Source organism: Thermostichus sp. OS-CIW-32, assembly GCF_054060415.1.
In genome coordinates, this window is record NZ_JBSSDD010000005.1 from 211,859 (window position 1) to 226,862 (window position 15,004).

The following is a 15,004-nucleotide window of genomic DNA, read 5'->3' on the forward strand; positions in this document are numbered from 1 at the left end:
GTTCCTAATCGAGGTTCCCATGACTCTGTTTCAGTTTGAGCAAGATTTTGCCGACTCTCTGCGATGCATCCCCATGACCTTGCGCCTAAAGCTGGATTTGTGCGGGATCAAGCTCAAGCTCCATCAATGGGCCAAGTTTTCCTTAGAAGAGCGGCGGAAGTGTGTTGATTGGCCCTCTGAATCTCCACAGGATCTAGAAGAACTCCGCAACCATCTGCGCCATTTGGTTCGCTCCATCTGCCACGAAGAGGCGCAAGAGATTCCCATTGATCCCCAGCCTGAATGGCAAAATCGCAACCAGATCCCAATGGCTGTCCAACAAAAAGCTCAAGACCTGGGGATCCGGCTTGCCCTCGATTTCTGGAGAAACTTGCACGATATCCAGAGATTTGCCTTGCTGAAGTTGAGCCGATCCCATCACGAAAACAAAAATTTCTTGCCCGCTCTGCGAGAGTTTGGCCTGAAGATGGCGAGGGATGGTGATTGCAGTTACTCTGAATCTATTTGAGAGAGATAGTCTGATACATTTACGCTGAACACTGCTGAACATCACTGTTCAACTATGCAGCGATAGCATTCTGTTTGTTTCCAAACAGAATGGCGGTATCCCGCAAAGCTTTGAGTAGAATACCCAAAGCGCAGTTTCCGTGTCGTCTTACTACCAATTTTCTGCTTTGCTTTGGCTACCATGTTGGCAGACTCGAAAGTAAACAGAAAGATCAACTGGTAGTAATCCGTACTGAACATATTATACATTATTTTCAGTATAGTTGAGCTTATTATTGACTAGAGTCATGCTCCTCTGCCATGCGCTGCCCCAGACGACCACCCCCAACCCCTCTTCCACCCTGGGAGAGGAAATGCCTGCTCTAGGGGATCCGGGTCCGCAACAGTTCAAGTGGGCTAATGGGGGATCCCCCTCGAGAGGGGAGAGACTCAGCTCAGCAATATCCGTGCCTAGTCAAAGCAGAGGGCTATTGTTAAGGAATCTAAAGTAAAGTTGAGCTTTTGATATCACTGTTGCCGTCTTGTTACCGAAAGCGCTATCGTCTAAGCATCAAAGCTTTTTTCAAAGCTGCTTTATGGGCCCTGGAGGAGCGACCCCTCTGGGGCTTCTTCCATCCGGCTGCAGCTGAGAGGGCAAGGGATGGCTTTATGGGGTAGGGATCACTCCTCGGCGGACGGCAGGCCCCAGGGCGTGGCTGCCGATGTCAGAACGGTAGTAGGCCTTGGGAAACTGCACTTGCTCCACAGCTGCGTAGGCTTGGCGCAGGGCCTCGGATAGGGTTGCCCCTTGGCCGGTAAGACAGAGAACGCGCCCGCCATCGCTCAGGAGCTGCTTGCCTGCCTGGCGGGTACCCGCATGAAACACCAACGCCCCCGTGGTGGCAGCTGCATCCAAGCCGGAGATGGGGATCCCTCGCTCGTAGGCATCGGGATAGCCTGGGGCTGCCATCACCACGCAGGCGGCATAGCCGGGTTTCCATTTGAGCTGGATTTGGGCCAGCCGTCCTTCTATACAGGCCAGCAGCACCTCGTCCAAAGGGTTTTCCAGCAAGGGCAGGATGACCTGAGCTTCGGGATCCCCAAAGCGGCAGTTGTACTCCAACACGTAGGGATCCCCACTGGGCGTGATCATCAAACCGGCGTAGATCACCCCCTGGTAGCGGATGCCCCGCCGTTGCAAAGCCTCCAGGGTGGGATCCAGGATCTGGGTTTGGATGCGGGCCAACCCTTCTGGAGTGACCAGGTGATCCGCAGGGGCATGAGCTCCCATGCCGCCGGTGTTGGGGCCAGTATCGCCCTCGCCAAGGCGCTTGTAGTCCTGGGCAGGTGGCAGCGGCACACAGATCTGGCCATCGGTTAGAGCCAAAACCGACACCTCCTGGCCGGGGATAAACTCCTCGATCAGCACCTGATCGCCCGGCTTGGCCAGGGCTGCTTCCAGGGCTTGCACGGCTTCTTCCCGGTTTTGGGCAACGGTTACCCCCTTGCCGGCAGCCAGTCCATCTTTTTTGATGACCACTGGGAAACTCTGGGAGTCGAGATAGGCCACAGCGGCAGATAGCTCAGCAAAGCCGGTAGCGCGAGCAGTCGGGATCCCCGCCTCTTGCATCAATTGCTTAGCCCAGAGTTTGCTTCCTTCCAGTTGGGCAGCGGCGCGGCTAGGCCCGAAAATGGGCAACCCTGCTGCCTGGAAGGCGTCCACGATCCCCTGCACCAAGGGCAGCTCTGGCCCTACCACCGTCAGGCGGATCCCTTGTACGGTAGCAAACCGCACCAGGCCTTCAATGTCGGTAGCCGCCAAAGCCACGGATTGACAGCGGGGCAGCTGCTGCATACCGCCGTTGCCGGGGGCACAGTAGATCCGAGTAACCTGGGGAGACTGCAACAGCTTCCAGGCCAGAGCGTGTTCTCGCCCCCCAGATCCGATGACCAGAGCCTGCATGGTGTGCTATTCCGCTGTTTCTAAACCCAGCTTGCCTGTTTTCCGAACATCCCCCATTAGACCATGTTCTTGTACCATTTCTGGGGTGTTGGCGCACTCCGGTCAGTGGACGGCGAGAGAACGGCCCCGCCAAGTCCAGTTGCGGCCGGTGGTGGTGCGGATGGCCGAAGCCAAGATGATGGCCGCTGTCGCCCAACCCCCCACTGCCGTTAGCCACCAGTAGCAGAGGGGCAGATGCGCCCAATGCCGGAGCAGAAGCCGGATGGCCAATTGGGCCAGGATCCCTGCCAAGCTGGCCAACAGCACCTCCAGGGATCCCGTAGCCCCAGCCAGGATCACCCCCAACCAGGGCAAGCTGCAGATCCCCAAGACCGTACCCATTGCCAACACCGCCAAGGCCCAGTTGCGCTCCAGGCCCAGGAACCAGTTTTTGGTCCACCCTTCCCAAAGGGCAGCCCCGTTGGCATACATGCGGCTGCGCACCCGCGGCCCTCCCAGGCAAATTTGCAGGCCCAACCCCTGGGCTTTGATCCGTTGCCCCAGGGCCACATCCTCGATCACCACATCGGCCACTCCGGCGTGCCCGCCAACTTGCTCGTAGGCAGAGCGGCGAAACAGCAGGAAGGGACCAAAGGCAAAGGCTTTGGGGTTGTCGGGATCGTTCACGGCGGCAAAGTTGTAACCCACCGCCAGGATGGTCATCATGATGGGTTGCACCAGCCACTCCGCTAGGCAACCGCACACCAATTGCGGCCCTACACTCACCAAGCCGCTGCCGCTTGCCAGCAAATGTCCTAAGGCCGCTTCAATGGCACCGGATCCCAGCCGCACGTCGCAATCCAGAAACAGCAAGTAGTCGGCTTCTACGCGGGCGACGGCTTGGGCACAGGCCCAGTTTTTGCCCACCCACCTTTGGCCTTTGGGACGGGGATCCCCCTTGAGCAGGTGTAGGCGCGGATCTTGCCGTTCGGCAGCCAGGGCTTGGGCCAGCTCCCAGGTGGCATCCGTGGATTCATCGTCCACCAACCACACCTGTAAAGGGGCAGAGGTGCTGTCCAGAATGCTGCTCAGGCAGCCCACCACGTTCTCGGCCTCGTTGTAGGCGGGCACGATCACCGCCAGCCGCTCCATCCCGGCCGCGATTTCCCCTGCCTGTTCCGCCGGGGGATCCCTCAGCCAGGGGGAAGCCCGCAACGCTCGCCTCAGTTGCAGAGCCACTAGGGCAATCGCCAAAGCTGTTAAGGACAATACCCCCGTTAGGATTTCTCGGATCCCCACTCCTGCTTCCCTCGTTGTTTAGATGTGCTCAGGAACAGATTCCCACCTCTAATGCTCTAGCTCTGGGATGGCCCAATGATTTTCTAGGCAGACAAAACCCCCTCTACGATATCGCCATAGGGCCGGGGAAAGATTAGCCAGACCTGGCGCTGGGTTTCCACCAAGGCACGCACCAAAGGGGAAAGATGGGCAATTTCTTCATAGCCACGCTCGGTTTTGAGCTGGATCCCTTGGTCATAAAAGCTATAGCCCTGGACATGGGCAGAGCGGATGCCCAAATAGCTTTCAGGATCCAGCCCATCCCGCAGCATTTTGGCCTGCACAGCAGCCACCAGGGTTTGGCGTTGTTCCTCAGACAACTGGGTAATGTTGCGGGCCTTGAACAAATCCCGCTCCAAGTAGCGCCGCGACAGATCCGCCAAGATGGGATCCTTCCCCGACATGGCCCAGAGGCGCATGGGGTAGCTGAAGATGATATCGTCGGCAGCCAAGTAGAGGGGGAGCGGCAACTCGAAGGGATCCCCTTTTTGAGCCGCCAGCGAGGCCCAGCACCAAGCGCTGAGGATGGGATCCAGCTCAATCTCCCCCCTTTGCAGGAGCGCCTCTGCCCGCCTGAATAGCCGCTCCAAGATAAAACGGGCACAGAGGCTCTTGGGGTGCTGGTACACCTGGGTGTACATGAAATAGCGCACCACCAGGTAGTGCTCGATGGCCCCCAGGCCTTTGCGGGCGGGGATGGACAGGGATCCCGTCTCCGGGTCATAATCCAGCACCGTTAGGATGCGATCCAAGTCCAGGTGGCCGTATTGGGCACCCGTGAGCAGGCTATCCCGCATCAGGTAATCGAAGCGGTCGCAGTCCAGTTGGCTGGAGATGAGTTGCCCCACCAGCGGCAGGGGAAACTGCTTCTGCAGCACTTGCTGCATCTGGGCCGGCAGTTGGGAATCAAACTCCGCCAGCAGCGTCCTCACCTGGGGATCCTCCCGGAGAATGCGGGCCGTCCAAACCTCGTGCCGGCAGCCGAAGATCTCTTCCCCGGCATGGCTAAAAGGGGCATGGCCAATGTCGTGCAGCAGAGCCGAGGCCAAGGTTACCGCCCGATAGGGACGCAGCTCCGGGTGGCGATGGGCCAATTTGTCGAACAGCCGCCGCGTTACCTGCAGCACCCCCACCGAATGGGTAAAGCGGGATCCCTCTGCCCCGTGGAAGGTAAAAAAGGCCGTGTCCAACTGGCGAATGCGGCGCAGCCGCTGAAAGGCCGGTGTATCGATCAGGCGAATGAGCAGAGCCTCAACCGCGTCCCCTCCATTCAGGCTGATGGCGCCATGCAGGGGATCGTGGTAGGTGCGGGACTTGCAAAACCGTAGCGGCATACTCCCACCATACCTCGCCAATTTTGGGATCCTTGGCTAGCCTGTCTGGGGGTGCTTCCCGCCTCGCCCTATCTATGCCCGCTTTCCCATGCCTCTCTCTGCAAAGGATGCCAGCACCCGAACCCCAGAAAACTCGACTCCAAGACAACAAGACAGCTGGGTGTTCCTCCTCTCCCTGCTGATTTTGATACTCAGTTTGGGGCTAACCGGCTGCTCTGCCAGTTCTGGATCCCCTGTTGTGCCCAGCCCACCCACCCTCACCCGCTACGTTGCCCTGGGAGCCAGCGATGCCGTTGGCTACAACGCCTCCATTTCCTGTGATGGCCCAGCCAACGCCGCCGGCACTCGACCCCAGCGCTCAGAGCCCCTGGACTGCCCCAATGGAACGGGCTATGTGCCCCGCCTGGCTCGCTTGCTGCCCGGCCCAGTGGAGCTTATCAACCTGGGCCGTTCGGGAGCGGTGCTCAGCCCCGCCATGCAAGCCCTGAGGCAGGGGATCCCGGCCAATTTGCTGCAGGATCAAGTGCCGCGCCTTTCCCCCGATGCCACCCTGATCACCATTTGGGTGGGCGGAAACGATACCAACGCCATCGCTCTGGCGGCGGCTCAACGGGCTCTCCAAGGTGAGGATCCCTTGCCCTTCGTCGATCAGCAGATCCGACAATTCGCCGCCGATTACCAAACCCTGCTGCAAGCGGTGCGTGCCCGTGCCCCTCAAGCTCGCCTGGCGGTGGCCAACCTGCCCAACTTCGCCCTGATCCCTCTGGGTCAGCAGCAGCCCAGCAGCGTGCGCCAACTGCTCTCCCTGATCTCGGTTGGCCTCACGCAACGGGCCATCAACCCCTTGAGCCAACAGGGGATCCCGGTGGTGGACTTGCTCTGTGATCCCCGCTCCTACCGACGCGAGTCCTTCTTTCCCGGCCCGCTGGCCGACGGCTTTCACCCCAACGACCGGGGCTACGCCGATTTGGCCGATGCCTTCTTGAGCGCCCTTCGGCAACCGCTCCCTCCCCAAACCCGCTGCCCTCCCTTTAGCGAGGTGGGATCCCTGCAACCAGATGCGGCGGCAGAGTCTGCCCTCCGCAGTTTTCTCACGGATGGATACAAGCCGGCACAATAGGAAGGATCCCTGCGCTCGGCAAGGGATCCCAAAGGCGCTCAGAGGATCCACCCATGGAAAACGGGCCAGTTTTAGGAAGCAGCTACCGCTGCCGAGGAACGCCGCCGCCGGCCCAGAGCACCCGCTACCGGCTCCGGTTGGGTTTCCACACTCAGGGAAGACACAGACTCCTCTTCAGGGGATTGCACAAAAACCGCCACCGTGGGCTTGCCGGGCAATTGTTCTCGCAAGAAACGGCGCACCACCCGCTCCACTTCGCCCTTAAGGCCGGCCCAGTCGATGTCCAGGCTGCCCCGCTCCAGCGAGCGAGCAAATTGGGGCCACGCTTGCCGAAGGGTGTTCTCCAGAAGGGGTTTCAGGTCGGATCCCTTGAGTTGGTTCCCTTCCCCCGCCAAGCCAAAGGTTTGCACCTGTGGGGTGCAGAGCAACTGGCCGCTGCCGTCCAGGCTGATCACCACCGTCACCATACCGTCTTTGGCGATCTGCTGCCGCTCCTGCATCATCTCATCCATCACCACTCCATCGTGGGAAGCGGCGATCATCTGTAGGCCAGAGGGGACGCGGCCTGTGATGGCAATGCGCTCCCGGTTCACCTCCACCACATCGCCGTTGTCGATGATTACAATGTTTTCCCGCGGGATCCCCATGCTCATGGCGGTTTCGGCGTGCTTGACCAGCATGCGGTATTCCCCGTGGGTGGGAACGAAGAACTTGGGGCGGGTGAGGGCAATCATCAGCTTCTGGTCTTCCTGGCAGCCGTGGCCGGAAACGTGCAGGCCCTTGTCTTTGCCGTAAATGACATTGGCTCCCAGCTCCATTAGCTTGTCAATGACCCGCGAGACTGCGATGGTGTTGCCAGGGATCGGGTTGGCCGACCACACCACCGTATCTCCTGGCTTGATTTGCAACTGCGGGTGCTCACCGTTGGCGATGCGGGTGAGAGCAGCCAGCGGTTCTCCCTGGGATCCGGTGGTGAGGATGATCACCCGGTCATCCGGCAGGCTGTTGATCACATGCATTGGCTGCAGCGTCTCGTCCTTGCAGCGGATGTAGCCCAAGCGCCGCGCATGAGCCACCACGTTTAGCATGGAGCGGCCCAGCAGAGACACCACCCGACCTTGCTGTTCGGCGATCTGCAGCACCAAGTTGAGACGATGCACCGAAGAAGCAAAGGTAGTGATGATCACCCGCCCTTTGGCTCCGGCAATGGCCTTGGTGAGACCCGGCACCACAGAGGCTTCGGAAGGGGTAAACCCCGGCACTTCCGCGTTGGTGGAGTCGCTGATCAGGCAGAGCACTCCCTTTTCCCCATGTTCGGCCAACCGCTGCAGGTCGAAGTACTCCCCATCCACGGGGGTATGGTCGATCTTAAAGTCGCCGGTCTGAATAATGACGCCCACAGGCGTGTGCAGAGCCACCGTAAAGCTATCGGCAAAAGAGTGGGTGTTGCGAATGAATTCGGCAAAAAAGTGCTTACTCAAGGGAACGATTTCACGGGGGCCAACAGGACGCAGCTCTGTGCGGTTGAGCAGGCCCACTTCCCGCAATTTCTCTTCCAGCAGCGCCAGCGCCAATCTGGGGCCGTAGATGACCGGAATATCGAACTCCCGCAAGTGATACGGGATCCCGCCGATGTGATCTTCATGGCCGTGGGTAACCACCATCCCCCGCACTTTGTCGCGGTTTTGCTTGATGTAGGTCATGTCCGGCAGCACGATGTTCACGCCGTGCATGCTCTCATCGGGAAAAGCCAAACCGGCATCCAAGAGGATAATGTCGTCCTCGTAGCGGAAGGCCCATGTGTTTTTGCCGATCTCCCGCTCGCCGCCCAGCGGAATCATCTGAACGGAAGAGGTGGATTGTGGGATCACAGAACGAGAAGCAACTGAAGAACGTGGTGTTGGCATATGGGTTTAGATCCTCAACAGTAAAAAAACAAAAACAGAAATGGGCACAAGCTATCCCCGACAAAGTTGTGGGCGAAAGCCGCAACTCATCCATTTCCCAGGCCGGGGAAGAGCTTTTCAGGGAAAAAGCTACCTACCCACAGGTCAAACGCCACAAAAGAGCCCCTTGCAAACCCCTGAAAACCGTGGTCATGGCAGAAGCAAAGCCTAAAAATGCAATCATGAAACTTTCGTCGCCATTTGTTCGGATCCCTTCGATTCAGCCAGTAGGCCCATCTCTTCAAGCACCTGTCGCAAAACCTGCAGAGAACTGGGCTGTAGAGGCGCTAGGGGAAGGCGCGCCCGACCCACTCGCCAACCCTGCATCTCCAATGCGGCCTTAATCGGAACTGGGTTGGTCTCGATGAATAAAACCTTGAACAACGGAAACAGGCGCAGGTGGTGGGCCAAAGCTTGATCGTGTTGCCCCCTGATGTAGCTCTGGATCAGCTCCTGCAACTGCAACCCAACCAGGTGGCTGGCTACACTGACCACCCCGCTCCCCCCCAAAGATAGGAGCGGCAACGTCAGAGAGTCATCCCCTGAATAGATGGCGAAACGCGAGGGAGTGAGTCGCCGAATTTCCGAAGCTACATCCATCATACCACTGGCTTCTTTGATGGCGACAACCGTTTCCAATTCTGCTAATTGGGCTACAGTCTCCGGCTGTAAACTGGCCCCTGTCCGACTGGGAATGTTGTAGAGCAAGATGGGCAGGTCACTGGCTTGGGCGATGGCCTTGAAGTGCTCATAAAGGCCGGCCTGGGTAGGCTTGTTGTAGTAGGGCACCACCTGCAGAGAGCCATCCAAACCGAGTTGAGCGGCCTTTTTTGTGGCTTCAATGGCCTCACGGGTGGAGTTGGATCCCGTCCCGGCGATCACCTTGGCCCGACCGGCTACGGCATCTCGCACCACGCGGAACAGCTCGTATTCCTCTTGCCAAGTCAGGGTGGGAGATTCGCCTGTGGTGCCACAGACCACCAAGCCGTCACTGCCGTGGGTTGCCAAGTAATCGGCCAAACGAGCGGCCTCATCGTAGTTAAGCTCCCCCTCATCAGTAAAGGGGGTAACCATGGCCGTCAGCACTCGACCGAAGTTCACCGATTGCTTCTCCCCATCAACCACACCAATCCGACGATTAACCGGGCGACCCAGATGAGACCAGTTTGTTTTTCCATCATACCTGCCTTTGCGTTAGGGATCCCGCTTGCCTGCCCTGCCAAGGCCCAGTTTGTGCCTCACCCGGTTGCCACAGGCTGGATAAAAGGGAGATAACAAAGAAGACAGACCGTTTGAACACGGAATGTATAGCCATTTGCCAATCCTGCCCCTACCTTTGGGGGGAGCAGCCTTTCTACCGACACTTGAGGATCCCTATGGACGCCCTAACTGCCCTGAAAGAGCGCATTTCCGCCGACAAATTGGATCCCAGCCGCCGTTTATCGGAAGCGGAGATCCGAGAGCTGGTGGCTTATGCTACGGAAGCTCCTTCTTCCTTCAACATTCAGCACTGGCGGTTTGTTGCGGTCACCGACCCGGAAGACAAAGAGCGCCTCAAATCTCTGGCCTACAACCAACAGAAGGTGGCGGATGCATCGGTGGTGTTTATCATCCTGGGGGATCTGCGGGGGTATGAGAAACTGCCTGAAATTGTGCAAAGAAGCGTTGCTGCCGAGATCCTCCCCCCCGAAAAAGCGGAAGGCTGGGTGAACATGGCCCAGGCAACCTATCTCCACAATCCCACCTTGGCGCGGGATGAAGCGATTCGCTCTGGGGCGATGGCTGCCATGGCGCTGATGATCGCGGCTCAGGCCAAGGGTTTGGTGAGCGGGCCGATGATCGGCTTTGATCCGGAAGGGGTAAAGCGGGAGTTCGGCATTGCCGACCGCTACGTGCCGGTGATGCTGCTGGCGGTTGGATATGCGGCAGCGGGTAACCTGCCGCGCAAGCCTCGCTTGGGGGTGGATGAAGTTCTGGCCTTTGGGCGAGGGCGGGAGTTTTAGCCCTAGGCTCAGGTGGGATCCCTGTCGCCCTCTCCTGGGCTCCTACCGGCATCAAGCCTTGAGAAAATGAACCAGCTGTTGCAAGCGATCCCAAGCGGCACCCCTGGCGAGAATCTCGCGAGCTTGGGCGATCCCGGCTCTCCAATCGGGGGCCACTCCGGCCACCTGCAGGGCCAAAGCAGCATTCAAGGCCACCACATCCTGCTGGGCAGGCGTCCCGGATCCCTGGAGAACTTGGGTGAGGATGGCGGCATTTTCTGCCACATCCCCCCCCTTGAGAGCTTGGGTGGGTGCCAGGGTCAGCTCGTAATCTGCAGGGTTCAAGACTTCCGTCCGTACCAGCCCACCGGACAGGATGCCCAGATCGGTGGGTTGATCCAGACCGGCCTCGTCGAGACCTTCGCGGCTGTGCAACACAATGGCCCCTTCCCGTCCCAACAGGCGCAGGGCCTCTGCCATTACCGGCACCAGCTCCTGGGCGTAAACCCCGATCACCTGGCGGTTGGGATAGAGGGGGTTGACCAAGGGCCCCAACAGGTTGAAAATGGTGCGAACCTTGAGGGCCCGCCGATAGGGGATCACCGCCCGCATGGCCGGGTGCCACTGGGGAGCAAACAAAAAGGTGATGCCCACTTCCGCCACAGCCGCCCGCACCCGCTCTGGCTCAGCGTTGAGGTTCACCCCCAGGGCCTCCAGCACATCCGCCGAGCCGACCTTGCCAGAGGCGGAACGGTTGCCATGTTTAACCACCGGGATCCCGGCTGCACTGACCACAAAGGCCACCGCCGTGGAAATGTTAAAAGTGCCGGCCCCATCGCCGCCGGTGCCACAGGTATCCACCAGGAGAGGCAAGTCCAGCGGGGATCCCAGCGAAGCCCGCTGTAGCACTCGTGCCATGCCGGCCAGTTCACCAGCGCTCACACCCTTGGCTTGCAGGGCCGCCAGAATCGCCCCCGACACCACATCTGGCACTTGGTTCTGGAGCCAACCGTTCATCAACTGTTCAGCTTGGGCTTCGCTGAGAGATTGCCGATCCAGCAACTGCCCCAAAAGCTGTGGCCAAAGGTCAGCCGTTTCCGTCATGGGTCGGGATCCTGGGTGTCAGCGGGTACTTATAGTAGCGTATCCCGCCTCTGGGTCACTTGCCTCGTGCAGGTCGGGCCATGCTGAGGGTTAGCTAATCCGCCCAGAAGCTCCGCCCTCCTTATTGCTACGCAACGCGACGCAACCACTTTAGCGGCGCGGAGCGCTATGCCTCAGCGTAAGGGTCGGGATGAAAGGCGGTCTTTGTTCTATAATCAACCTGGCTGTACAAAACGGCTTTGCCGGAATCTGGTACAGCTACGCGGTGGGACATTCCGTGTCTGCTCGCTGAGGGTTCTTGTGATAGCTCCCCGTTGAAGCGAGAAGCGCACACTCTTTCGCTTTAGCAGCGCGGAGTGCTTTGCGTCAGCATGAGTGCGGGAGTATGTCACCATAGTGGGTTTGACCTGAGCCGTTTCCGGCCCTAGCAGGGTGCGCTCCATTCTTCTCTTCCCTCCCGGAGGTTGTGATGAACCCTCCAACTAACCCAAGGGCTTGCAGCCCGCTTGCACGAGCGGGAGCCTTTGCCCCCATCCATGTTGTGGGCGGGGGGTTGGCGGGGACAGAAGCTGCTTGGCAAATTGCCCAGGCAGGGTTGCCTGTCATCCTTTCGGAGATGCGCCCCGTGCGTCAGAGCCCGGCCCATCACACCGATCAGTTGGGGGAGCTGGTGTGCAGCAACTCCTTTGGGGCTGCAGCCAGCGATCGGGCGGCAGGGCTACTCAAGGAAGAACTGCGACAACTGGGATCCCTGGTGATCGCGACAGCGGATTGCCATGCAGTGCCGGCAGGAGGGGCATTGGCAGTGGATCGGGCCCGCTTCAGCCAGGCTCTCACGGAAGCCATTCAAAACCATCCCCGCATCACCCTGCGTCGGGAGGAGGTGACGGAGATCCCGGAGGGCATTGCCGTCCTCTGTACCGGCCCTCTGACCAGCGATCCCCTGGCCAAGGCACTGCAAGCCTTTACGGGCCTGGAGTACCTGAGCTTTTTCGATGCTTCTAGCCCCATTGTTACCGGGGATTCGTTGAACCGAGCGGTGGTGTTTCAGGCTTCCCGCTACGACAAGGGGGAAGCAGCCTATCTCAACTGCCCCATGACGGAAGCGGAGTACGAACGGTTTTGGCGGGCGCTGGTGGAGGCAGAGCAGGCGCCCCTCAAGGATTTTGAACGGGAGGAGCGCAAGTTTTTCGAGGGCTGCTTGCCGATTGAAGAAATGGCGCGCCGGGGCAAAGACACCCTCTGTTTCGGCCCCTTGAAGCCGGTGGGGCTGGTGGATCCGCGCACGGGATCCCGTCCTTACGCGGTGGTGCAGTTGCGGCAAGAGGACAAAGCAGGGCAGCTGTGGAACTTGGTGGGCTTTCAAACCAACTTGAAATGGGGAGAACAGCAGCGGGTCTTTCGCCTCATCCCCGGCCTGGAACAGGCGGAGTTTGTCCGCTTTGGGGTGATGCACCGCAATACATTTTTGAATTCGCCCCAGCTTCTGTGGCCGACCTTGCAATTTCGTCGCCGACCCACGCTGTTTGCCGCCGGCCAGTTGGTGGGCACCGAGGGCTATGCCTGCGCGGTGGCAGGGGGATGGTTGGCCGGACAGAACGCCGCCCGCCTGGCTCTGGGGTTGCCCTTGATCACGCTGCCCCCCGAAACAATGATGGGATCCCTGTTTCAGTTCATCAGCAGCGCCGATCCCAGGCACTTTCAGCCGATGCCGGCCAATTTTGGGCTGTTGCCGGATTTGGAGGGGCGCCAGCTTCGCAACAAGCAGGAGCGCTATGGCCGTTACCGGGATCGCGCTTTGGCTGCTCTGAAAACGACTGGGTTGGTGCGCCAAGTGCAAACCGCCTAGGGGAGCTTGGAGCGTGTTCCCGACCATTGCGATCCAAGTCAAAGTCGAGATTGAGCGTTATCGTCATTTGAAACTAGATTGAGACACTTCCTAGGCGTTTCGCGACCGCCCCCAGCCCCTCTCCCTCTGGGGGAGGAGAGTCGGGAAGCAATGCCACAGAAATATTTAGAAATGTTTCATTCCTATGCCGCGGTAGCAGATCCCAAAACGAGCTGTCAAAAGCTGGGCAAACCTGTTGGCTACCTTCCCTCTTTCCGCTGCTCACAAGACAAAAGGACGCGCATGGACTCCAACAGTTGGGGTGCCCTCTGGGTTAGGTCTTGATAGAGGCAAATTTGCTGTTGGCAGCGGGCCAGGTTATGGGCTTTGCGGCTGGGGTAGCGCTGGGGATCCCAATTCCAGTAAGCGTCTTCAAACCAATCCTGCAAAAAGCGCATCCCCAATTCCAGGGTAATCAGTTGGATCCCTTGGAGAAGGAGTTCCGGTTGTAGGGCGTGCAAGTTCCCGGTTTGGGCATAGCCCCGCAACCCGGCCAGGATTGCCTCTGGCTGAAGGGTATTTCCTCGTTTGCCCCAGGAGCGCAGGGCATCCCCCAATTCAACATAGAGATTGTGATACATAAAGGTGTCCAGATCCACCAGGCCCACAAATCGCCCCTGCTCATCGAACAAAAAGTTGTTGAACTTGAGATCGGCATGGATGATTTGAGTTGGGATCCCCGAGGGCAGCAGAAGATTGGGCACAGTTTCGATTAAAAACTGCCATTCTGCCTGCACTTCTGGGGCCGGCTCATACTGGCGTAGCTGTTGCCAAAGGTGAGCCGTATCGTGAAAATGCGGGATCTGGAAGCGAAAACGATAGTCCATCTGGGCCAAGAGTCGATGCAGGCGTCCAACGGCTGCCCCCGCCTCTTCCAGATAGCCCCAATTGGGAGGAGTTGGGTGACAGGATCCCGGCAGACAATCCATGACCCGCCACAGCCCTTCTGCCCAGGACAAGTGCAGGGATCCATCGCGAGCGCGGCGGAATTGGGGGACGGGGAAGCCGTGTTGTCTCAACCATTGGCCGATGGCTTGACCATCTTCAGTGACAGCAGGATCAAATCGGGGGTGAAGGCGCTGGACGATGAAGGATCCCTCAGAGGTGTTGAGTTTCCAAGTTTGGTGAATGAGGCCCACTCGGATGGCTTCGGGTGGCTCTGGATCCCCCAGTTGAAAGTGCTGGACAAGGGGATCCAGCCAAGTCAGGTCAAGCATAGGCAAGGAAGAAATCTATTCAAGCTTGGGGTGCTGGGTCGATCTTTTCGTTTTCAGAGCTGCCTCAAACTGCTTACCACAGCGGCGGCCTTTGAGGCTTACAGTTCAAGTTCTATTGAAGTGGCTTCATGTTGACGATTTTACCGTCCTCGATAAACAGGGCAAGTTGTTTGGGAGGGTGCAGCTTGTTATGCAACCACAGCCTTTTTGCGGCTCACCCGAACGGGACTTGTCGCCAGAACTCACTGCCCAATTGGCCGAGAACTCAGGTGTCGTTGTGGCAAACCCGCGAAAGAGCCCCATTTGCTACCTTAATGAAGGTTGCTGGCCGGACAACCGTTAGGTTCCCTCATCACCCCATGGATACCCGCCTAATCAACATTGGCTTTGGCAACATCGTCGCCGCTGGGCGTGTGGTCGCCATTGTCAGTCCCGAGTCAGCTCCCATCAAACGCATCATCAGCGATGCCCGCGAGAGGGGCCAGTTGATAGATGCTACCTATGGTCGTCGTACCCGCGCTGTCATTATCACCGATTCCGGGCACGTTATCCTCTCCGCCATCCAACCCGAAACCGTTGCCAACCGCTTCCTCACGGCCAAGCCCGGTTTGTCAGAGGAGACCGAGTGAAAGCCCATCGCTGTGAGC

The 15,004-nt window shown here is 58.9% G+C and carries 12 protein-coding genes; 5 read left to right on the plus strand and 7 right to left on the minus strand.

The genetic code is table 11. The features are described 5' to 3' along the window. Positions 1-19 precede the first annotated feature (19 nt). Positions 20-508 (plus strand): nitrate reductase associated protein, encoded by a 489-nt coding sequence (locus ACVWY8_RS08310; protein WP_457394256.1) that lies wholly within the window; start codon positions 20-22, stop codon positions 506-508. Between the two features lie 645 nt (positions 509-1,153). Here ACVWY8_RS08310 and purD read toward each other — a convergent pair. The 3 genes from purD to ACVWY8_RS08325 all read right to left on the minus strand — a co-directional run bounded on the left by purD (position 1,154) and on the right by ACVWY8_RS08325 (position 5,100). Next, positions 1,154-2,449 carry a phosphoribosylamine--glycine ligase gene (gene purD, locus ACVWY8_RS08315; RefSeq protein WP_414332286.1) on the minus strand — a complete coding sequence of 432 codons (1,296 nt, stop codon included), beginning with the start codon at positions 2,447-2,449 and terminating at the stop codon, positions 1,154-1,156. Positions 2,450-2,551: 102 nt separating this feature from the next. Beyond that, complete coding sequence (locus ACVWY8_RS08320) at positions 2,552-3,727, minus strand: glycosyltransferase (RefSeq protein ID WP_414383000.1); 1,176 nt, start codon at positions 3,725-3,727, stop codon at positions 2,552-2,554. Between the two features lie 83 nt (positions 3,728-3,810). After that, positions 3,811-5,100, minus strand: coding sequence for an HD domain-containing protein (locus ACVWY8_RS08325; protein WP_414342966.1), 1,290 nt, complete (start codon positions 5,098-5,100; stop codon positions 3,811-3,813). Between the two features lie 160 nt (positions 5,101-5,260). Between ACVWY8_RS08325 and ACVWY8_RS08330 the strand changes: the two genes are divergently transcribed. Beyond that, positions 5,261-6,220, plus strand: a complete 960-nt coding sequence (locus tag ACVWY8_RS08330) for an SGNH/GDSL hydrolase family protein (protein WP_457388123.1) — start codon at positions 5,261-5,263, stop codon at positions 6,218-6,220. Between the two features lie 71 nt (positions 6,221-6,291). Here ACVWY8_RS08330 and ACVWY8_RS08335 read toward each other — a convergent pair whose 3' ends face one another. Together ACVWY8_RS08335 and dapA are read right to left on the minus strand one after the other, a co-directional pair. After that, positions 6,292-8,127 (minus strand): ribonuclease J, encoded by a 1,836-nt coding sequence (locus ACVWY8_RS08335; protein ID WP_414374032.1) that lies wholly within the window; start codon positions 8,125-8,127, stop codon positions 6,292-6,294. Between the two features lie 219 nt (positions 8,128-8,346). Continuing rightward, the gene (gene dapA / locus ACVWY8_RS08340) at positions 8,347-9,267 is read right to left on the minus strand and encodes a 4-hydroxy-tetrahydrodipicolinate synthase (RefSeq protein ID WP_011431720.1); all 921 of its coding nucleotides are present in this window, start codon (positions 9,265-9,267) and stop codon (positions 8,347-8,349) included. Between the two features lie 275 nt (positions 9,268-9,542). On the opposite strand from dapA, the gene ACVWY8_RS08345 reads away from it, so the two are divergent. Then, a complete protein-coding gene (locus tag ACVWY8_RS08345) occupies positions 9,543-10,169 on the plus strand; it encodes a nitroreductase family protein (protein WP_457394262.1) in 627 nt (208 codons plus the stop codon). A 51-nt stretch (positions 10,170-10,220) separates the two neighbouring features. On the opposite strand, the gene trpD is transcribed toward ACVWY8_RS08345, so the two are convergent. Continuing rightward, positions 10,221-11,252, minus strand: coding sequence for an anthranilate phosphoribosyltransferase (trpD, locus tag ACVWY8_RS08350; protein WP_457394265.1), 1,032 nt, complete (start codon positions 11,250-11,252; stop codon positions 10,221-10,223). Between the two features lie 469 nt (positions 11,253-11,721). Between trpD and trmFO the strand changes: the two genes are divergently transcribed. Next, entirely contained in the window at positions 11,722-13,101 is a 1,380-nt protein-coding gene (gene trmFO, locus ACVWY8_RS08355; RefSeq protein WP_414342979.1) for an FADH(2)-oxidizing methylenetetrahydrofolate--tRNA-(uracil(54)-C(5))-methyltransferase TrmFO, read from the plus strand. A gap of 239 nt (positions 13,102-13,340) precedes the next feature. Here trmFO and ACVWY8_RS08360 read toward each other — a convergent pair whose 3' ends face one another. Then, positions 13,341-14,357: a phosphotransferase enzyme family protein gene (locus tag ACVWY8_RS08360; RefSeq protein WP_457394268.1), complete on the minus strand. Its 1,017-nt coding sequence runs from the start codon at positions 14,355-14,357 to the stop codon at positions 13,341-13,343. A 359-nt stretch (positions 14,358-14,716) separates the two neighbouring features. On the opposite strand from ACVWY8_RS08360, the gene remA reads away from it, so the two are divergent. After that, entirely contained in the window at positions 14,717-14,986 is a 270-nt protein-coding gene (gene remA, locus ACVWY8_RS08365; RefSeq protein ID WP_011431727.1) for an extracellular matrix/biofilm regulator RemA, read from the plus strand. Positions 14,987-15,004: the final 18 nt, after the last annotated feature.